The sequence below is a fragment of the Janthinobacterium paucivorans genome (genome assembly GCF_051380805.1).
Classification (GTDB): Bacteria; Pseudomonadota; Gammaproteobacteria; order Burkholderiales; family Burkholderiaceae_D; genus Janthinobacterium; species Janthinobacterium lividum_D.
On the sequence record NZ_JBNYXR010000015.1, the window covers coordinates 42,586 to 63,228 of the forward strand.

General features: G+C 61.7%; 13 protein-coding genes. 9 read left to right on the plus strand and 4 right to left on the minus strand.

Translation table 11 applies throughout. The features are described from left to right. Window positions 1-13 precede the first annotated feature (13 nt). Both ACQ4V8_RS17225 and ACQ4V8_RS17230 read left to right on the plus strand, forming a co-directional pair. Window positions 14-4,729 (plus strand): NAD-glutamate dehydrogenase domain-containing protein, encoded by a 4,716-nt coding sequence (locus tag ACQ4V8_RS17225; protein ID WP_436571905.1) that lies wholly within the window; start codon window positions 14-16, stop codon window positions 4,727-4,729. Next, entirely contained in the window at window positions 4,729-5,742 is a 1,014-nt protein-coding gene (locus ACQ4V8_RS17230) for a succinylglutamate desuccinylase (RefSeq protein WP_010401866.1), read from the plus strand. The genes ACQ4V8_RS17225 and ACQ4V8_RS17230 overlap by 1 nt, the downstream gene beginning before the upstream one ends. Before the next feature lie 369 nt (window positions 5,743-6,111). Here the strand turns inward: ACQ4V8_RS17230 and ACQ4V8_RS17235 are convergent, their stop codons facing one another. Then, on the minus strand, window positions 6,112-6,678 hold the full coding sequence (locus tag ACQ4V8_RS17235) for a glycine zipper 2TM domain-containing protein (RefSeq protein WP_010401861.1): 567 nt from the start codon (window positions 6,676-6,678) through the stop codon (window positions 6,112-6,114). Window positions 6,679-6,892: 214 nt separating this feature from the next. Between ACQ4V8_RS17235 and ACQ4V8_RS17240 the strand changes: the two genes are divergently transcribed. Together ACQ4V8_RS17240 and ACQ4V8_RS17245 are read left to right on the plus strand one after the other, a co-directional pair. Continuing rightward, on the plus strand, window positions 6,893-8,005 hold the full coding sequence (locus ACQ4V8_RS17240) for an NADH:flavin oxidoreductase/NADH oxidase (RefSeq protein WP_010401860.1): 1,113 nt from the start codon (window positions 6,893-6,895) through the stop codon (window positions 8,003-8,005). Between the two features lie 151 nt (window positions 8,006-8,156). Beyond that, complete coding sequence (locus tag ACQ4V8_RS17245) at window positions 8,157-9,743, plus strand: ATP-binding cassette domain-containing protein (protein ID WP_436571906.1); 1,587 nt, start codon at window positions 8,157-8,159, stop codon at window positions 9,741-9,743. Between the two features lie 99 nt (window positions 9,744-9,842). Here the strand turns inward: ACQ4V8_RS17245 and ACQ4V8_RS17250 are convergent, their stop codons facing one another. Next, on the minus strand, window positions 9,843-10,004 hold the full coding sequence (locus ACQ4V8_RS17250; RefSeq protein ID WP_157998777.1) for a hypothetical protein: 162 nt from the start codon (window positions 10,002-10,004) through the stop codon (window positions 9,843-9,845). Between ACQ4V8_RS17250 and ACQ4V8_RS17255 the strand changes: the two genes are divergently transcribed. The 4 genes from ACQ4V8_RS17255 to ACQ4V8_RS17270 all read left to right on the plus strand — a co-directional run bounded on the left by ACQ4V8_RS17255 (window position 10,003) and on the right by ACQ4V8_RS17270 (window position 15,860). Beyond that, a complete protein-coding gene (locus ACQ4V8_RS17255; RefSeq protein WP_010401855.1) occupies window positions 10,003-10,461 on the plus strand; it encodes a RidA family protein in 459 nt (152 codons plus the stop codon). The two genes, ACQ4V8_RS17250 and ACQ4V8_RS17255, sit on opposite strands and share 2 nt — an antisense overlap. A 128-nt stretch (window positions 10,462-10,589) precedes the next feature. Then, entirely contained in the window at window positions 10,590-12,020 is a 1,431-nt protein-coding gene (locus tag ACQ4V8_RS17260) for an amino acid permease (RefSeq protein WP_010401853.1), read from the plus strand. Window positions 12,021-12,371: 351 nt separating this feature from the next. Next, window positions 12,372-13,844 carry an amino acid permease gene (locus ACQ4V8_RS17265; RefSeq protein ID WP_010401852.1) on the plus strand — a complete coding sequence of 491 codons (1,473 nt, stop codon included), beginning with the start codon at window positions 12,372-12,374 and terminating at the stop codon, window positions 13,842-13,844. A 66-nt stretch (window positions 13,845-13,910) separates the two neighbouring features. Further along, window positions 13,911-15,860 (plus strand): S9 family peptidase, encoded by a 1,950-nt coding sequence (locus ACQ4V8_RS17270; protein ID WP_436571907.1) that lies wholly within the window; start codon window positions 13,911-13,913, stop codon window positions 15,858-15,860. Window positions 15,861-15,988: 128 nt separating this feature from the next. On the opposite strand, the gene ACQ4V8_RS17275 is transcribed toward ACQ4V8_RS17270, so the two are convergent. Both ACQ4V8_RS17275 and ACQ4V8_RS17280 read right to left on the minus strand, forming a co-directional pair. Beyond that, complete coding sequence (locus tag ACQ4V8_RS17275; protein WP_436571908.1) at window positions 15,989-18,142, minus strand: FUSC family protein; 2,154 nt, start codon at window positions 18,140-18,142, stop codon at window positions 15,989-15,991. 90 nt (window positions 18,143-18,232) lie between these two features. Continuing rightward, on the minus strand, window positions 18,233-19,921 hold the full coding sequence (locus ACQ4V8_RS17280; protein ID WP_196855676.1) for a M14 family zinc carboxypeptidase: 1,689 nt from the start codon (window positions 19,919-19,921) through the stop codon (window positions 18,233-18,235). Window positions 19,922-20,073: 152 nt separating this feature from the next. Between ACQ4V8_RS17280 and ACQ4V8_RS17285 the strand changes: the two genes are divergently transcribed. Next, on the plus strand, window positions 20,074-20,643 hold the full coding sequence (locus ACQ4V8_RS17285) for a hypothetical protein (RefSeq protein WP_436571909.1): 570 nt from the start codon (window positions 20,074-20,076) through the stop codon (window positions 20,641-20,643).

Consider the following 20,643-nt stretch of genomic DNA (forward strand, 5'->3'; position numbering starts at 1 on the left):
ATGGAGATGCAAGATGAATCACACGCCACAAGATTTGCGCACACAAACGCTGCAGCTGATTAACGCCGCTGGCAGTGCGAAAGAGGCGGCAGCACCTGTCGTACAACTGGTACAGGCATGGCTGGACTCGCTCGACGCCGAAGACCTGGCTGATATCGCGCCCGACAGCCTGGCACCAGTGCTGGTCGATGGTTTTACGCAAGCGGCGAAGCGCAGCGGCAGCGGCTGCCAAATCGCTACCCTGCGTTATGCGGATGGCCGTGGCGGCATGGCGAGCGCCTTGCTGATCCTGAACGAAGACATGCCTTACCTGGTCGACTCCATCGTCATGGCCATGCGCCGCCAGCACCTGGCTGTGCGCGGCGTGATGAATACCGTGCTGCCGGTGCGCCGCGCCGCTGACGGCAGCGTGGCAGCGGTGCGCCAGCCGGGCGACCCGCTCGAATCGTATGTGCTGGTGCTGCTCGACGAAGAACTGGTGCCGGAAGCCCTGGCCGCACTGGTCGGCGCATTGGAAATGGTCGCGCATGACGCCTTTGTTGTGCGTCGCGACGCCGCCGCCATGAGCGAGCGTCTGGCTACCGGTGCCACTGCCGCTGCCAAGCATGGCGAAGAAGGCGCGGAAGTCGCCGCCTTCCTGGAGTGGGCCCGCAGCGGTGGTTTTGAAGTGTTCGGCTACGCCTATTACCGCGTCAAGCCGGGCGTGCGTGAACTCGAACGCGACATTCCTAGCCGTGTCGGCGTACTGCAAGATACGGCGCACCCCGTCTACGGCACCTGCCTGGCGAATATTCCGGGCGACTTCGACACCCTGGCCAAGCGCGAATCGGCGCTCTCCATCGTCAAGGCCGACGTGGCGGGCACCCTGCACCGCGACCAGCAGCTGGACTTCATCGGCGTGCGCGACATGGATGCGCAAGGCGCCATCCTGGGCGAACATTGCTTCGTCGGCCTGTTTACCCGCGCCGGTAATTCCACCCCGCTGGCGGCACTGCCGTTTGCGCGCGGCCGCGTGGCCAAGGTACTGAGTCTGGCCGGCGTGCGCCAGCAAGGCTTCCGCGCCGAAAAATTCCGCGAAATCCTTGAGTCCTTGCCGCGCACCGAAGCACTGGAAGCAGAGCTCGACTGGCTGGCGCAAGTATGCGGTGCCGTCGTTTCGCTGTACAAGCAGCCGCGCACCAAAGTCTTCGCGCGCCGCGACGTGTATGCACGCCACCTGAACGTGCTGGTGTACCTGCCGCGCGAGCGCTACAGCGCCAGCGTGGCATCGAGCCTGGCAAAAGCCCTGCAAGCGAGTTCCGGCGCCACGCATGTGAGCACGCAAACCCTGGTCGCTGACGGTCCGCTGGCGCGCGTTTACCTGATCGCCCACGCTGCACGTTACCCGCTGGACCTGGAAACGGACATCGAACAGCCGCTCCTTAGCGTGCTCGATGGCTGGCATAACGGCTTTGCCGCCGTGGCCGATGCCGTGCCCGACGTGACCTTGCGCACCAGCCTGCGCAAACTCTGCGCTACCCTGCCGCTCGAATATGTCGCCGCTACCGCGCCGGCCGTCGCCTTCCGTGACCTCGACACCATCTTGCGCAACACCGATCCATCGCACGTGGCCGTGCGCATCGAGACGGGCGCCGTTACCACCATCCGCCTGTATTCGGCCAACAAGGTGCCGCCGCTGTCGGCCATCCTGCCGGCATTGCATAACGCCGGCGTGGCGATCGACCGCGAGCAGGCCTTTTCGATTTCGCCGCTCGATGGCACGCGCTATTTCGTTACCAGCCTGACGGTCGACGCCGACAGCGCAGCGAAATTGGCGCAGCCATCCGTTGTCGCCGTGGCGCAGGAATTGTTTGCTGCACTGTTCAACGATGAAGCGGAAGATGGTCGCCTCAATGGCCTGGTCATCGAAGGTGGCCTGTCGACGCGCGAAGTGCAGTTGGTGCGCGCCTATACCAGCTACTGGCGCCAGACGGGCAGCCGCTTCTCGGTGCGCTATATTGCCGAAAGCCTGCGCAAGCAGCCGGCCCATGTGAAGGCACTGGTCGATGCCTTCCTGCAGCGCTTCGATCCGTCGCTGTCTGATGCGCAGCACGCCGCCGCCCTGGAGGCGATTGCCACCATCAAGGCTGGCTTGCCATCGGTGAATCACGCAGACACCGAGGAAATCCTCGGCGCGCTGGCCAACCTGATGGCCGCCACGCTGCGCACCAGCTATTTCCAGAACAATCAAGCTGGCGACAAGATCATCTTCAAGTTCGATACCAGCAGCCTGGCGCTGGTACCGGAACCGCGTCCGTATCGCGAGATTTTCGTCTTCTCGCGCCGTTTTGAAGGCGTGCACCTGCGCGGCGGCCCGGTTGCCCGTGGCGGCTTGCGCTGGTCCGACCGCATGGAAGACTACCGCACCGAAGTCCTGGGCCTGGTCAAAGCCCAGATGGTGAAGAATGCCGTCATCGTGCCGGCCGGTGCAAAGGGCGGTTTTGTCTGCAAGATGATGCCCAAGGATGCGGTGCGTGAAACCATCGCGGCCGAGGGCGAAGCCGTGTACCGCCTGTTCATTTCCAGCCTGCTGGAAGTGACGGACAACCGTTCGTTGGGCAATATCGTGCCGCCAGTCGACACCGTGTGTTTTGACGATGCCGATCCATACCTGGTAGTGGCTGCCGACAAGGGCACGGCTACCTTCTCCGACATCGCCAACGGCATCGCCGTGCAGCGCGGTTTCTGGCTGGGCGACGCGTTCGCCTCGGGCGGCTCGAATGGCTACGATCACAAGAAGCTGGGCATCACCGCCAAGGGTGCATTCGAAGCCGTGAAGCGCCACTTCTATGAAATGGACCACGATCTGAATACCACCCCGATCACCATGGTCGGCGTGGGTGACATGTCGGGCGACGTGTTCGGCAATGGCGTGCTGCTGTCGCGTCAGCTGAAACTCGTGGCCGCGTTCGACCACCGCCACATCTTCCTCGATCCGACACCGGACGTCGGCGTCTCGTTCGACGAACGCGCTCGCCTGTTCGCCTTGCCGCGCTCCTCGTGGGACGACTACAACAAAGACTTGATATCGAATGGCGGTGGCGTGTATCCGCGCTCCGCACGCATGATCGAACTGTCGCCGCAGATCCGTGCTGTGCTCGATATCGCGGAAACCGCGTTGGCGCCGGAAGAATTGATGCATCGCATCCTGAAATCGCCGGTGGACCTGTTCTACAACGGCGGCATCGGTACCTACATCAAGGCTTCCAGCGAGACGCATGCCCAGGTGAAGGACCGTGCGAACGACCTTATCCGCGTCAACGGCAATGAGTTGCGCGTGAAGGTCGTCGCCGAAGGCGGCAACCTGGGTGCGACGCAGGCTGGCCGCATCGAGTTCGCGCTCGCTGGTGGACGTATCTTTACCGATGCGATCGACAATTCGGCCGGTGTGGATTGCTCTGACCATGAAGTGAACGTGAAAATCTGGCTGGACGTGGAAGTCAATGCCGGCAAGCTGACAGAAGAAGAACGTAATCGCGAGCTGTATGCGATGACGGACGACGTCGAGCGTCTGGTCTTGCGCGACAACACGCAGCAGACGCATTTGCTGGTGCGCGAGTTGCAGGCGCAAGGCGAGAGCGGCGTGCAGGATGGCTATGCCGCCCTGATCGCCAGTCTGGAAGAAGAGGGCGCCCTGTCGCGCGAACTTGAACAATTGCCGTCGGTAGCCGAACTGGCACGTCGCAAGGCCGACGGTCGCGGCCTGACCACGCCGGAACTTGCGGTGGTGATCGCCAACGTCAAGAACCGCTTCAAGCGCATCCTCTCAAGCCTGCCGTTGACGGACGAAACATGGGCCGAGCCAGTCCTGAAACCTTACTTCCCATCCTTGCTGGTGGAAACGCGTTCGGCGCTTGATCATCCGCTGGCCAACGCCATCCTGGCCACCGTGCTGGCCAATGAAGTGATCAACCGCTGCGGCCCGCTGATGATACGCAACCTGGCGGCGGAGCACGGCGTGGACGAGTCGAGCGTGATCCTGGCCTGGGCTCAGGCCTGGGTGGCGCTGAACCTGGCGCCCGTGTTTGATGCGCTCGATGCCGATGCGCTGACGGTCCCGCGTGAGGTTTCGATCAAGGTCGATGCGCAAACACGCGTGCTGCAGCAAACCATGATCGCTGGCGTGCTGTCCGTGCCGGCCGAGCAATTGCGTGGCGCCGGCCTGGTCGAACTCACGTGTTTGTTTGGTGCGGAATCGAAGCGCGAACTGCTGCAAGGCGTTGGCATCAAATCCGAGGCCGCGCTGGTGCCTGGCCTGAAACCGGCCTTCGTGCAGGCCTGGGATGCGGTCGAAGCGCTGGAAGTCGTCGCCGGCTTCCTGTTCCCGGCTTTGTCGGTGCCGCGTCCTGCCTCGATGGACCTGGCAGCGTTCCTGCAAGTGGGCCTGGCCTTGCGCAGCCAGGCAGGCATCGATACGCTGGAGCGTGGCCTGAAGCTGGCCGCGCAAGGCAAGTCGCAGGAACAGTTGCGCAACTACGCGCAGCAAGCCCTGCGCCGCACGCAACAGCGTTTGCTGACGCAGGTGCTGGCGCGTGCCGAGCAAGGCAATGCCGGCCAGGCGGTCGATGCGGTGTCGGGCGCGTTGGGCCTTTCGGCCTATGTGGCGGCGACGGAACTGGAGCAAGCCATGCTGGACGTTTGGACGCTCTCCGAGGCCGTAAATAAAATCACGGCGAAAGCGGCGCTCTAATGACGCAAGCAGTCATACAGGCAGTGTCGGGTGCAGGCGGCTTGCCGCCTGCGGTGCAGGCGCTGGCGTCAGCCGATTTCAGCGCTGTGGCGCAGCTGTTCGCCCATGCCGGCTTCACGGTGGCCTTGCCGGCGCCGGGCATGCTGCAAGTGCTCAAGCCTGGCGCGGGCCGCGCCAGTGTGGCCATTTCCGTCGGTGTGCATGGCGATGAAACGGGGCCGATCGAAGTGCTGGCGCATTTGCTCGACGCGCTGTCGCGCGATGCGTCCCAGTTGGCCGTTGACTTGCTCGTTTGCGTGGGCAATGTCGATGCGATCCGGGCTGGCAAGCGTTTCATCGACGCCGACCTGAATCGCATGTTTCGCCCCGTGCGGGGGAGCTTGGCGCAAGCTGCGGAAAGCGCGCGCGCCGATGAAATGATCGCCGCCACGGCAGCGTTTTTTAGCGCAGCCGGTCCCGTACGCTGGCATCTGGATTTGCACACGGCCATCCGGCCTTCCGTGTACCCCACGTTTGCCATCGTGCCCGACCTGGCGCCCGACGACGCCAAGGCGAAACTGGTCGACTGGCTGGGGCAGGCGGCCATCGGCGCCATCATCATGAACCCGCAATCGGCCGGCACGTATAGTTATTATTCGGCCGAGCATTTCGGTGCGGCTGCCAGCACGGTGGAGCTGGGCCGTGTGGGCACTTTGGGGCAGAACGATTTGAGCCAGTTCGACCAGGCGTCGCGGGCGCTGGACGGCTTGCTGCGCGGTCTGCCGGCACAGCCCATCAAGGCGCAAGCGCACGTGTTCAAGGTGGCACAGGAAATTATCAAGCACAGTGATGAGTTCCGCATGGCTTTTGATCGCAGCACGCAAAATTTCACTTCCTTGCCGCAGCACGCCGTGATCGCCAGCGATGGCGAGCACGTCTATACGGTGCAGCATGCGCAAGAGCTGGTGGTGTTCCCGAACCCGGATGTGCGGGTGGGCTTGCGCGCCGGTTTGATGGTGGTGCGCGTGTCCTGATACGTCAGCCACGCACAGCGTCAGGCGCCAGCCGGGGCAACCCGCCTGGCGTTTTTTTTGGGAAAAAGCCGTATGGAAATAAATTTTACTTGATGGACTGCGCGGAAAAGTCCCGCTATGGCAAGGATGCGTACAAGCTGTACTGGGCCAAGACGTGGTGCTCTATGGCGGCGAGCACTCGCTGAACTCCAATGTGCGCGTGCTAGCCATCAGCTCTGGCGAAAATTATCAGCTCAGCTCAGCTCAGCTCAGCTCAGCTCAGCTATGCCGAACTTTTATTTCCACGTTTCCATGTGCCACGCCATTTGAAGAAACCATGGCATGGCCGTGGGTAAGCTCGACTATCGGGGGCCATACGACGGATATCGATTATCGCTGCGGCTGCTGCACCTGGTCTTGCACCGCATTGCCCAGCATGCCGCCGCCGATGACGCCGGCCACCGTCGCCAGTGCCTTGCCGCGGCCACCACCGACCTGATTGCCGATCAAGCCGCCGATGACGGCACCGGTGCCTATGCCCATGTAGTTGGGTTGTGCCGGGGCCGGCGCAGGCACTGGCTGCGGCTGTCGCACGGGTTCGCGATACGCTGCCTCGCGGTAGCCATCGTCATTGTAGGCAGGGCGCGCTTGCGCCACTTGCGTGTGGTGCACGATGCGCTTGTGCACGACGGGTGCCGGCGTCGCAGCGGGGGCAGCTTGCGCGACGACAGGCGCGGCGACCGGTGCTGCCATGGGAGAGGCGACAGGAGCGGCCAGGGAAGCCGCGCTCGCTGGCGTCATGGCGGCCACCTCGGCTGCTACAGCAGGCGCATTCGCGCGTGAATTGGGCAGGATGCCGGCGATGGATGCCGCGCCCACCAGGCACAGTACCGTCACGGAAATGGCAGCGCCGGCCATCAAGGGGTGGATGCGGCTGGCGGTAGTGGTGGTGTTCATGTGTACTCCTGGTGGCGAGGTGTTGCGGTGTTGTTGATGGGTCCAGCGGATGTTTCCAACTGATGTTTCCAGCTGATATCTTTACCTGATGCATCCACCTTAACTGCCGCGCCTGCACAAGGCTAGACCTTGCGCTGTATCAAACGTAAGCAGGTGTAAGCCGCATTTTCCAAAGCGCAGTAGAATCGGTGCTTATCCTTTTCCGGAGTCCGTCATGAGCCAGCTATTCACGCCTTACGCACTGGGGCCGTTGCACCTGGCCAACCGTATCGCCATCGCACCCATGTGCCAGTACTCGGCCGACAACGGCAACGCCACCGACTGGCACATGATACATCTGGGGCACCTGGCCCTGTCTGGCGCGGGGCTGCTGATGACGGAAGCGACGGCCGTCTCGCCCGAGGGGCGCATCTCGGCCGCAGACCTGGGCCTGTGGTCGGATGCCAACCAGGCGGCGCTCGACAAGGTGGTGCAGGCGATCCGCCGCCACGCCACTATCCCCTTGGTGGTGCAGCTCGGTCATGCAGGACGCAAGGCGTCGAGCCGCGCGCCTTGGCAGGGCGGCGCCTGCGTGCATCTGGCCGATGGTGGCTGGCAAACGGTGGCGCCATCGGCTATCGCCCATGCGCCCGGCGAAACGGTGCCGATTGCCCTCGACGAGATGGGTTTGCTGCAAATCAAGGGCGCTTTTGTGGCCGCAGCGCAGCGCGTGCATGCGCTCGGCATCGAGGGTATCGAACTGCACGCCGCGCATGGCTATCTGCTGCACCAGTTCCTGTCGCCCCTGTCCAACCAGCGCACCGATGCGTATGGCGGCAGCCTGGACAACCGCATGCGTTTTCCGCTGGAAGTCTATGAAGCCGTGCGCGCCGCCGTGCCCGCCAGCGTCGCCGTGGGCGTGCGCATTTCTGCCACCGACTGGGTCGAGGGCGGCTGGGAAATCGAACAAAGCGTGCGCTTCGCGCAGGAACTCAAGCAACTGGGCGCCGACTTTATCCACGTCTCGAGCGGCGGTATGTCGCCGCAGCAGCAAATCCCCGTGGGCCCCGGTTACCAGGTGGCGTTTGCCGAGCGCATCAAGCGTGACAGCGGCTTGCCCACCATCAGCGTGGGCTTGATCACGGAGGCGCAGCAGGCGGAAGACATCATTGCCAATGGCCAGTCCGACATGGTGGCGCTGGCGCGCGCCATCCTGTTCGACCCGCGCTGGCCCTGGCATGCGGCGGCCCAGTTGGGCGCGCAGGTGCAGGCGCCACCCCAGTACTGGCGTTCGCAGCCGCGCGAGTACAAGAACCTGTTCGGCGACACAACCCTGGGCCAGCGCTAACGAACCTCGTCTGCTACACTGACGTCTCTTCCCCATCTTCCAGGACGCTTCGACATGCGCCATTGATACTGCCGTGCTGCGCACGGCCTCGCCCATCCCGCCACAGCGCCTTGCGCCGCGCGGGTTCGCCAGCCTTGCATCAGGAGTATCCATGCCCGCATTACTACAACTCGACCGTCTTTCCTTGCTGCTGCCCGATGGCCGCGCCCTGCTTTCCGATGTGCAATTTGTCTTTGCTGGTCAAAGTATCGGCCTCGTCGGCGATAACGGCGTGGGCAAGAGCGTGCTGGCGCGCCTGCTGGCGGGCCAGGCGCAGCCGTCTTCTGGCGCCGTGCGCTGCGACGGCAGCGTGCATTACGTGGCGCAGGAACTCGATCCGCAACACTATCCCAGCGTGGCGGCGCTCGCCGGCATGGATGTCTTGCTGGCTGCACTGGCGCGCATCGCCGCCGGCAGCGTCGATGCGGCAGATTACGCTTTGGTGGGCGAGCGCTGGGATGCCCACGCCCGCCTGCGCCAGGCGCTCGATGCGCTCGATTTACGCCATGTCGATGCCGACACGCCGACGAGTAGCCTGAGCGGTGGCGAGCGCCAGCGCATCGCCTTGCAGGGGGCCTGGCTGTCGCAGGCGGATTGGCTGGTGCTCGATGAACCGAGCAACCATCTCGATGCGCGCCAGCGCGCCCGCCTGGTGGTGCAGATGGCGCGTTGGCCGGGCGGCTTGCTGCTGATTAGTCATGACCGCGCTCTGCTGGAGCACGTCGATGAAATCGTCGAGTTGTCGCCGCAGGGCTTGCGCAGCTATGGCGGTAATTATTCCTTGTATGCGCAGCAGCGCGCGCTGGAGCAGGCCGGCTACGCCGCTGCCCTGCAGGCGGAAAAAGCTGGCGCCAGACGCCAACAGCACGCGGCGCAACAGCAAGCCGAGCGCCAGCAGCGCCGCGTTGGACGTGGTGAGCGCGAGGGCCGCGAAGGCAATCAAAGCAAGCTCCTGCTTGACGCAAAAAAGGAAAAAAGCCAGGCATACCAGGGCAAGCTGCACCTGCGCGCGCAAGAGGCGCAGCAGGCGCGCCAGCAAAGGGTGATGGATGCCAGCGCCCGCTGCGCGCCCGATGCCGAACGGTTGCTGCTGGCGCCCGAGAGCCTGGTGCCGAATGGCAAGTTGCTGCTGGAATTGCACGACGTGGTCTTGCCACATGGTCAGGCACTCCCTATTCAGTTGTTACTCAGCGGGCCGCGCCGCCTGGCCGTGACCGGTGACAATGGCAGCGGCAAGTCGACCTTGCTGCGCGTGATCGCCGGGCAGCTGGCAGCGGCGCAAGGCCAGTTGCGTTGCCATGCACGGGTGGCTTGGCTGGACCAGCATGCGGGACTGCGCGATGGCGAGTGGAGTGCCGTACAGCGCTTGCAGGCACGCAATAGCAGCCTGGCGGAAGGGGCTTTGCGCACGCGGCTGGCGCTGCTCGGTATTGTCGGCGCGCGCGCCACCATGCCCAGTCGTTTGCTCAGCGGGGGCGAGCGTATGAAGGTCGCCTTGGCAGCCGAATTGTATGCGCAGGTGCCGCCGCAACTGTTGCTGCTCGACGAGCCAGACAATCACTTGGACCTGGCCAGCCTGCAGGCGCTCGAACAGATGCTGCTGCAATATCAGGGTGCATTACTTGTGGTGTCGCACGACCGCGCATTTCTGGATGGCCTGAAGCTGGACCCAGAGGGCTTGACTCTGCAGAAAAGATAATCAAGTGAAAATAGTCATGCGCGATGCCGGCCGCACACGCTACACGAACTGATGCTGAATTTTGTTTGATTATCGGTATAATCCACTGAATAACCGGGCCTATTTGTGAACTAAAACTGCTGGTTCACCAATATGATGATGTTTAATCTGGCGTTGTTGTAGCTCACTACCGCGCTGCCAGGACGCCATCATCGCGCCATCATCCTGTTTCTGCTGATGAATTTCGGTTTTGCTTATATTGTTTTCTTGGAGAAATAGCATGTCGTTTTACGAAAAACTCAAGGCCCTCGACATTGAATTGCCGGTCGTTGCCGCACCAGCTGCCGCTTACGTGATGCATGCCCGCACGGGCAACACCGTCTTCCTGTCTGGCCACCTGGCCAAGAAGGATGGCAAGATCTGGGTCGGTCAACTGGGCAAGGACGTGAGCACGGAAGAAGGCAAGATCGCTGCGCGCGGTATCGCCATCGAGCTGATTGCCACGCTGCAAGACGCGTGCGGCGGCGACTTGAATAAGGTCAAGCGCATCGTCAAGGTCATGAGCCTGGTCAACTCTACCGCCACATTTACGGAACAGCACCTGGTGACCAATGGCGCCTCGGAACTGTTTGTCGAAGTCTTCGGCGACAGCGGCAAGCATGCCCGCTCCGCCTTCGGCGTGGCGCAAATCCCGCTGGGCGCTTGCGTCGAGATCGAGCTGATCGCCGAACTGGCCTGACGCAGTGGTCTAAGCACATGAGCATGCCGGCGCTTGCCGCCGGCGCATCCTTTCCTCCTTTCCAGCAAGAGCGCAACCGCCATTGGGGTGGAGGGATCGGTGTATTCAAGAAAAAACGGAGACACGTAATGAAAACGAGTGAACAAGGCTTGCACCGCGGCCTGGGCGAGCGGCAGATACGCCTGATGGCGCTGGGCGCCGCGATAGGCGTGGGCCTGTTTTTGGGTTCCGGCAACGCTATCAAGATGGCCGGTCCCGGCATCATGTTGTCGTACATTATCGGCGGCGCGGTCATTTTCATGATCATGCGCGCGCTGGGCGAAATGGCCGTGCACAATCCGGTGGCCGGCTCTTTCAGCCGCTATGCCCAGGATTATCTGGGCCCCCTGCAAGGCTATCTGACGGGCTGGAACTACTGGTTCCTGTGGCTCGTCACGTGCGTGGCGGAAATTACCGCCGTCGCCATCTATATGGGCATCTGGTTCCCCGACGTGCCGCGCTGGATCTGGGCGCTGGCGGCTTTGGGCTCCATGGGTGCCATCAACTTGCTGGCTGTAAAAGCCTACGGCGAGTTTGAATTCTGGTTCGCCCTGATCAAGGTCGTTACCATCATTCTGATGATCGTCGGCGGCACGGGCATGATTATCTTTGGTCTCGGCAACGGCGGTGTGGCCATCGGTATTTCGAATTTGTGGACGCATGGCGGTTTCTTTCCGAATGGCGCGCAGGGCGTGCTGATGTCCTTGCAGATGGTGATGTTTGCCTATCTGGGCGTGGAAATGATCGGCCTGACGGCCGGCGAAGCGGCGAACCCGAAGAAATCGATTCCTGACGCCATCAATTCAGTGTTCTGGCGCATCCTGATTTTCTATGTCGGCGCACTGTTCGTCATTCTGTCGATCTACCCATGGAATGAAATCGGCACCACCGGCAGCCCCTTCGTGATGACATTTGAACGCCTGGGCATCAAGACGGCAGCCGGCATCATCAACTTCGTCGTGCTGACGGCAGCCTTGTCGTCGTGCAATGGCGGTATCTTCAGCACGGGCCGCATGCTGTACAACCTGGCGCTGCAAGGCCAGGCACCGAAGGCGTTTGCGCAAACCACGGCCAGCGGCGTGCCGCGCCGCGCCATCCTGGTGTCCGTTTTCGCGCTGCTGCTGGGTGTGTTGCTGAACTACCTGGTGCCGGAAAAAGTGTTTATCTGGGTTACCTCGATCTCTACCTTCGGTGCCGTCTGGACCTGGGGCGTGATCCTGGTCACGCAGCTTCAGTTCCGCAAGACCTTGAGCCCGCTGGAAATCAAGAATCTGGCCTTCCGCATGCCGTTCGCGCCATACGGTTCCTGGATTTCGCTGGCCTTCCTGGTGCTGGTGATTGGTCTGATGGCGTATTTCCCCGATACGCGCATCGCCTTGATGGTGGGACCGGCCTGGCTGATCTTGCTGACGCTGCTGTACTACGTGCTGGGCCTGGCGCCGAAAGAGCGGCGCGATGACGTGCCGCAAGGCTACGAGGCAGGCTGGCCGCCGGCTGATGCGCCACATGTCAAGCGGTAAAGCAGCGTAGTTGTGCCGAGCTCAAAGCGCGCCTCTGATCCCAGCGGCGCGCTTTTTATTTCTTGAAAGCACTTTCCTTTATCGCCAGCACGCTGGCAGGTTTGCCGGTGCATGCTCAGCGTTGTTTCTTTGCATCAAAGCTCTGTTTAGCAGAGCCGATGAAAGCTCTATAATCATTTAGGCATTTAAAATGGACCAGCTCTTTTCGGTTTTTTCGCAGGCGAGTAATCACCAGAAAATTATTGCGAATTTATAGCCAACAGAAGTCGATGCGATGCAAGGTGCCTGGCGCCTCGTTTGCTCTCTTTTTCAGTCCTCATGACATTGCGCATGCCTCACAAAGGAAGTCTAGTGATTCAAACCCTGGTCCAGAAACTTTGCCGCACCAAGCCGATCGATGCCACGATCGAATATGGTGAAGGCCTCAGCAGTAGTGGCTTGAGCCGCTCCATCGGCTTGTTTTCCCTTACCATGATCGGCGTCGGTGCCACCATCGGCACAGGCATTTTCTTTACCATGGTCGAAGCCGTTCCCAAGGCCGGCCCAGCGGTCGTGCTATCTTTCCTGATCGCCGCCATCACTGCCGGCTTGACGGCCCTGTGCTACGCGGAATTGTCGTTCCGCATACCCGCCTCCGGCTCCTCGTATTCGTTTGCCTACGCCACCGTGGGCGAGTTCCTTGCCTTCATCATGGCCGCCTGTTTGCTGCTGGAATACGGTTTGGCGGGCAGTGCCGTGGCCATCGGCTGGTCGTCCTACCTGAATAACTTCCTGGAAAATGCCTTCGGCTGGCATATTCCCGCCATGCTGCGCACGCCGATGATCGTTTCCGGTCCGCATGGCATGGAGTTTCATGCCGGCCACATCAACTTGCCGCCTATCTTCCTGATCTGCATGTGCGGCCTTTTGCTGCTGCGTGGTGCCAAGGAATCGGCCCTGATGAACGCCATCATGGTCATTATCAAGCTGGCCATTCTGGTGTTTTTCATCATCATCGCGTTTTCCGGTTTTAATGCCGACAATTTCGTCCCCTTCTTCAATTCCGACAACAGCAAGGGCTTTGCCGGCATGACCGGTGTGACGGCCGCCGCCGGCACCGTTTTCTTCTCCTTCATCGGCCTCGATACGGTGGCGACGGCGGGTGACGAAGTGAAAAATCCCACGCGCAATGTGCCGCGAGGCATCCTCGGTGCCTTGATCATCGTTACCGTGTTTTACCTGCTGGTGGCCGTCGCTGCCCTGGGAGCGCAACAAGCCAAGCTGTTCGAAGGCCAGGAAGCGGGACTGTCGGTCATCCTGCAAAATGTGACAGGCAAGTCCTGGCCGGCGCTGGTGCTGTCGGCTGGCGCCGTCATTTCCGTCTTCAGCGTGACCCTGGTAACGATTTATGGCCAGACGCGCATCCTGTTCGCCGTCAGCCGCGATGGCCTGATCCCGAAGTCGTTCCAGAAGATACACCCGCGTACTTTGGTACCGGTCAGCAATACCATCATCGTCTGCATGGTGGTGGCCGCGATAGCCGGCGCCGTCGATGCAACTTACCTGTGGGACATGGTCAGCATCGGTACCCTGACCGCCTTCATGGTGGTCTCGCTGGCCGTGCCCGTACTGCGCTACAAGCAGGGCGCGAACCGCATCGAAGGCTTCAGCGTGCCGTTCGGGCCGTATGTGATTCCCGGCCTGAGCATATTGGCTTGCCTGTACATCATGCGTGATTTGCCACATACGACGTTTGTCGTGTTCAGTGTGTGGATGACGGTGACCGTGGCCATTTACTTCTTGTACAGCATGCGCCATTCGCACCTGGGCAAGAAGGCTCGCTAACACAGTCTGCTCGCTCCAAAACCGCCGCGCTTGTCGGCGGTTTTTTTATTCTTAACGGGAATTTACATGATGAAAATAACTGATCTTGCCGCCTGTGGCTTGCTGGTAAGCAGCCTTCTGGGCAGTGCGCTGCAGGCAGCTCCTGCCAGCAGCAAGGAGCTGCGCGATTATCGCGCCGTCGCCCTGTCGGCTGATGGCCAGCGCATTGCCGCCATTGAATCAAGCAAGGCCGATGAGCAGCCGCAGCGTCCGCATGCAGCCATCGTCGTGCGCGATGCCGCCACCGGTGCCATCGTGCAGCAATTCGATCCTTGCGCCGTGTGCTCCTACGATAAACCCAGCTGGTCGCCCGACGGCAGGCAGCTGGCCTTTGTCGGCTACGACGCCAAGGCGGGCGTGGCGCAGCTGTACCTGGCCACGTTGACACAGGCGCAAGTGCGTGTGTTGACCAGTATTAGGGGCGTGGCCAGTGCGGCACGCTGGTCGCCCGATGGCAAGCAGCTGGCCCTGCTCGCGACGCTGGGTGCGCGCAAGCTGGCCGGTGCCGTGGAAGCGGGTGTGCGCCAGGTGGGTGAGGTGGGCAGTGAAGACGATGCCCAGCGCATTGCCGTCGTGCCTGCCAGTGGCGGCGCACCGCGTTTGCTGTCACCCAACGACACCTATGTGTATGAATACAGCTGGACGCCGGATGGCCGCGGCTTTGTCGCCACCAGCGCGCAGGGCAATGGCGACAGCAACTGGTGGGTTGCCAAGCTCAGCCATATTGATGCGCTCACCGGCGAGCTGCGCGTGATCGCCGCGCCAGCCATGCAGCTGAATCTGCCTTCTGTCTCGCCAGATGGCAAGACGGTGGTTTTCATCGGCGGCCTGATGAGTGATTTCGGCTCTATCGGCGGCGATATCTATACCGTATCGCTGGCGGGCGGCACGCCGCGCAATCTCACGCAAGACTATCGCGGTACCTTCAATGGCGTCGTCTGGCGCGGTAGCGGCTTGCTGGCCACTGCGCTGATCGATGCGCAACTTGCGCTGGTGCCTGTCGATGCGCAGACCGGTCCGGCCCAGCCGGTGCTGCTCGGTGAGATCAGCAGCAGCGGCAGCGACGGCCGTTTGTCGTTCAGCGCCGATGGGCTGCGAGCCGCTGCTGCACAGGAAGACTTTACGCATGCCAGCTACCTGGTGGCCGGTCCGGTGGCCCAGCTGAAAAAAATCACGCGCGACAATGACGGCTTCGCACCGCAACTGACGGTGCAGAATGTGGGCTGGAATAACGAGCAATATAAGGTGCAGGGCTGGCTGTTGGGACCGTCGTCACTGGCGTCCGGCAAGCGCTACCCGTTGATCGTCAACGTGCATGGCGGCCCGGGCGCGGCCGCCTCGCCCCGCTATGTGGCCGCGAGCACCCTGATCCACGAATTGACGCAAAAAGGCTATTTCGTCTTCCTGCCCAATCCGCGCGGCAGCTTTGGCCAGGGCCAGGCATTCACGCGTGCCAACATGGCCGACTTTGGCGGCGGCGACTGGCGCGACATCCTGGCCGGCATCGATGCGGTGCAAAAAGTGGCCCCCGTCGACGGCCAGCGCCTGGGCTTGATCGGCCATTCATATGGCGGCTTCATGACCATGTGGGGCGTCACGCACAGCGACCGCTTCAAGGCCGCCGTGGCGGGGGCGGGCGTGTCGAACTGGATCAGTTATTACGGCCAGAATGGCATCAATCAGTGGATGATGCCATTCTTTGGCGCTTCCGCGTATGACAATCCAGCTGTCTATCGCAAGGCTTCACCCATCGAATCGATCAAGGCGGCCAAGACGCCGACCCTGATTTATGTGGGCGAGCGCGACGTGGAAACGCCAGCTGCCCAGTCGCTGGAATTCTGGCACGGCTTGCGTGCCATGGGCGTGCCATCGAGCCTGGTCATCTATGAAGGCGAAGGTCACTCCTTACGCAAGATCGAACACCAGCGCGACTTGCAGCAGCGCACCGTCGGCTGGTTTGAGCAGTATCTGAAGTAGTGATTGGTAGCCTGCCGCAGGCAGGCCAGCCTGCATAAAGCGGCTGAAAAAATGTTCAGGGCTAGGCGTCGTGCCGAAGGCAGTACGAATGTACGACGAGGCGCGGCAACAACGCCATGGACTTTTTTTCAGCCGCGCGGTGAGACGATGTGTACGATCGCCGCGCTATGTACCACGATCTTGTCGGCATCGGCCTGCAACAAGCGGATGCGGCGCTGCACCAGTGGCCAGCCCGACCAGGCCACTTCGCTGACCTGTGGTGTGGCAGGCGCGGCCAGCGGGGCGCTGATGGCGGCCTTGTTATCGAGCTGCTCCAGCGCGCGCGAGAGGGTCAGACACACTTGCGCGTGGCTGTGGCTGAGCAAGGCATTGACGCGGACGACAGGCAACAAGCTGGCGTGGCGCCCCAGGATCGAGCGCAGCGCCGCCACGTGTGCCACCAATAAGTAATTTTGCACGATGAATAGATTGATGTCTTCCACCGCCCGTTGCTTGCTGGCCGGTTCATCGAGCATGCGCACCAGCGCCGAACTGAGCGCGGCCAGGCTGTCCATCAAACGCTTGCGCTCGATGCGATAAGCGAAGTCATCGCAACACTCCCCCTGCAACAGCGCGAAGCTGGCCCGCATATAGTTCAGGTTCACATTGAGTACCTGGCGCACCAGCCGTGGCAGGCTCTGGTATTCCCAATTGGCCAGCACGAAGCTGAAGATAGTCGCCACCGCAGCGCCGATCAGGGTATCGATCAGGCGCTCGCTGACCAGGTTCGGGTTGCTGGGCGCTACCAGGTGCATCTGCAGCAAGATCATCAGGCTCACGGCGATGGCCGTGTAGCGGTAGCGCAAGTAAATAAAGGTGGGCGTAGCGACGATGGATAAAAATAGAATGGCCATCAGCACGATATTGCTGTGGACGAAGCGGATCACGATGGCCGTGATGACACAGCCGATGATGGTACCGATGATGCGGTCGGCGCGGCGCTGGCGCGTCATGCTGAACGTGGGGCGCAAGATGATGACGATGGTGAGCACGATCCAGTAACTGTGCGCCGCATACGGCAGCCAGTGGCCTATCGCCAAGCCCACCGAGATGGCCATCGAGACGCGCAGGGCGAAGCGGAATATGGGCGAATCGAGGCGCAGGTTAGCCAGCAAGGTCTTCAGTTCGTATTTCTGCTGCGACAAGAATGGCGCCATGTCCGCACCGTTCCAGAACGGCACGTCGGCGTAGACTTTTTGCGTGGCCAGGTGCAGTTCGACGATCATCTTCAGAATGGCGCGGATCTTGTTGCGCTGCGCGCGCAGGGTGGCCAGCGCTTCCTGCGCCTTGTCTCCTTGCGCATGCAGGCTGGCTATCTTCGCTTCGATATCACACCATTGCTTGTCATAGCTGATCTGCGCATACGAGGCGCGCTTGCGCGTGACGGCGTAGGCGACCGATTCGATATCGCGCGCCGCCTTGTAAGCGAGGTCGTGCAAGGATTTGAGCACGTCGGAATCGGCCAGGTGCTGGCGCAGCAGCGCGTAATCGGTGTGCGTGGAGAGGATCAGCTCGTATAAATCGAGCATGCATACATGCACTTGCACCACGATGGCATCCTTGCTGTTTTTGTGGCTGCGCAGAATCAGGTCGCGCGATGCTTGCTGGCGGTCGGCCAATATGCTTTGGTGGCGCACCAGCTTGTTGAACTGCGCCGTCAAATTGAAACGCGTGTCGTAGAAGTCGGCCTTGATGTCGATGTAGGTGGCCAGTTCGAACAGGGCTTCGGCCAGCACTTGCTGTTTGATGCGGTGGCGCAAGACCCAGGCGATGGCCATGGCGTAGGCCAGATAGATGAGGCCACCGAGCATGAACAGGCCTGCATGGTGAAACGATTGCTGCCACGTCATCTGATGCTCCATCGACATGGTCATGATGAACAGGGCGGCCAGTTGCAAGGGCATGGATTTCTTGCCATACACCACCATCATGCTGGCGAGGAAACTGACCAGCACGAGCACCGCCATCAAGAGCCACTGCACCGGCCCGCATAGGCTGATCAATAGAGTGACGGCGCTACACAACAGCACGGAGGCCAGCATTTCGTTCAATTTGTGGCGCAGCGGGCTGGGCATGTCCATCAGGGTCGTGCACAGGGCGCCGATGCATACCGTCATGGCGGTGGCGCTGTCGCTGATTTCCTGGACCAGCAAGGCCAGGCCGACCAGGCCGATGGCCACGCGCAAGCCCAGGTAAAAATAATGGCTGTAAATGAAGGTGCGCAGGTTCAGTGCGTAGTGCATGGGATTACCTTGTGGGCAGGGCACAGAAAGAGGCGCCGCACCGGGGTCTCCGCTGCGGCGCCAGGATGTTGCAGTTGCTACCGCTTCGATTTACATCAGGGCAATGACGGGGTAGCGCCGCCATTCAGGCTCGGCGAAGCGCTGGCAGTGCTCAAAAATGAAGTCGAGGACGGCTCCTTGATTGCTCAGCAAGGCCGGGTTCGCTGCTTTCCAGTCGGCAAACTTGGCCGCCAGCGCTGGCTCATCGCGCAGCAACTCGGATGCCATGTCTTCGAAGACGTAATCGGAAAACGCTTCTTTCTTCTCCAGCACGCTGTTGAAAAAGCCCCAGCGGAAGAAGCTGTCGTGCGCCTGCGGCTCCAGCGTTTCCACCGCATAGCGCGCCTTGTCCTGCTCCAGGCTGATCACATAATCGCCCGCCTGCACCGTGAATTCGCCCATGCGTGCCTCCAGTTCCACCGTCTCGTGGAACATATGGCCTTCGTAGGGGGTGGTGCGCGTGCCGACGTTGGCGATATGGTAGTAGCGCGCCGTTAAGGTTTGTTCTTCGCTGATGCGCGACATTTCAACGCCGTTCCAGCGCAGCCGCTCGATGACTTCGCGCCAGGCTTGCGGCACTACATAGGCTTTCGGCGCGGCCACGGTGACGTCCGCATCGAAGCGGTTGTAGTAAGCGATATCGCGCTCCCACGGTTGCGAGCGGTCATACGACAGGCGCTGGTAGTTGCCCAAGATACTAGGCGTGTATTGCGCCGCATAGCCCTTGAAGGGGAAAGTCGACGGCTGCTCTTCGTTCATGACCCAGTGGATCGGCCATTGTGCTTGCGTGCGGCTAGCCGCCTTGGCTTGCGCACGCAGTTGCTTGATCTGTTCACCATGCTCGATGGTGAACGCCAGGGTGATGTCGAGCAGGGCGCGCATGGAAGCGTAGCGGTCGGCAAATGGTTTCAACATATGCGTTTCCGGCATGAAACCGATGACATGGTGCAGGGCCGCAAAACCGGTCGAGAAACGCGGTACTTCGAGGAATTCGGCGATGCCGTGGTCGGGGCTGTCCTTGACGGGATTGACGTACGGGCAGGTGGGCCAGCCGGCGTTTTCCATTGCGGCAAAGATGTGCGGCAGCATGGTCTGTTGCAGGAACGGACCCAGGCCATTGCCCAGTTTATCCGTCTGCGTGTGGATCAGGGTCATCGTGTACGGATAGTCGGCGCCGTTCGAGGTATGCGTGTCGACCATGACGTCCGGGTCCCAGCTGCTCAGCAGACGGTTGAATACTTGCGCGTTCAGGCTGTCGCACTTGATGAAGTCGCGGTTCAGGTCCAGGTGGCGGCTGTTGCCGCGGAAACCGAATTGCTCCGGGCCATCCTGGTTCACGCGCGAGGTATTGGCGCGATTCAGGCTGCCATCGACGTTGTAGATTGGAATGAACAGCAGCACGGTGCTACCCAGGGCCGCCAGGCGTTCCGGCTGCGTGCAGAGGTCGCGCACGATGGCCATGCAAGCGTCGATGCCTTCCGGTTCGCCCGGGTGGATGCCGTTATTGTTGAAGAAAACACTACGCCCTGCGCGCTTGATTTGCTCGCGGTCAAATACGCCATCGGCGCTGACGACGCCAGCATGGATGGGCACGCCCGAATCGGACAGGCCGATTTGTTCGAAATGCAGCACCTGCGGGTAGCGTGCGGCGAGATCTTTGTAGAAAGTGATGCATTCCAGCCAGGTCGTGGTCTGGTTGTGGTTACCGAGTTCGTAGGTCGTGCGCAAGTCTGGTGGCATAGCGGTCTGAGTCTGGGAGGGGGAAGGCGCGCCGGGTAAGTACGCCCGCAAGGGGGCAATTGTAGCACCGGCGCCGATGCCTTGATGCGCAACAGCAGACAGCTGCAGCCCCTGTGTTATGAATACGTTTCAGACGCAAGGATGGAGGCGGCATGGACAAGATGGTGCTGGCGGCGCTGGTGTGGTGGGCTTGCCTGGCAGCGCAGGCGGCGCCGCTGCGTTTGCAGGCGAGCAAGGACCCCGTGGCACCTGGCGGCTCCGTCACTGCCAGCGCGCAAGGCGCGCTGATACGCTACCGGGGCTGGTTGCTGGCCGTCGATATAGCAGCGCCGGCGGCGCGGCCCGATGTCCTGCTGCGTTCGGCGGATGGCAGGCAGGCGCCGCAGTTGCAGATCGGCGCCACCGAGCGCGCCTTGCCCGCCTGGTCAGCCATCGAGCTGGTCAAGGGACGCACGCACCTGCGCATCACGGCCTTGCCCGGGCCGGACGAGGTTCCCGCGCTGCTACTGGACTTTGGCGATGCCGATTACCGCATCGTGATTCCCGCCGCTGCCATAGCACGGCCAGCCTATCGGCTGTTGGCGCAGCGTTTTCCCGGCGCCGACCTGGCCCTGCTGCTGCAGGATGGACGGCGCGTGATGCTGCCCTTGGGAAACCCTCGAGCGCAGGTGTTTGGCGCGCAGCAAGGCGTACCTTACCGGTTTTCAAAGATCAAACGCTAG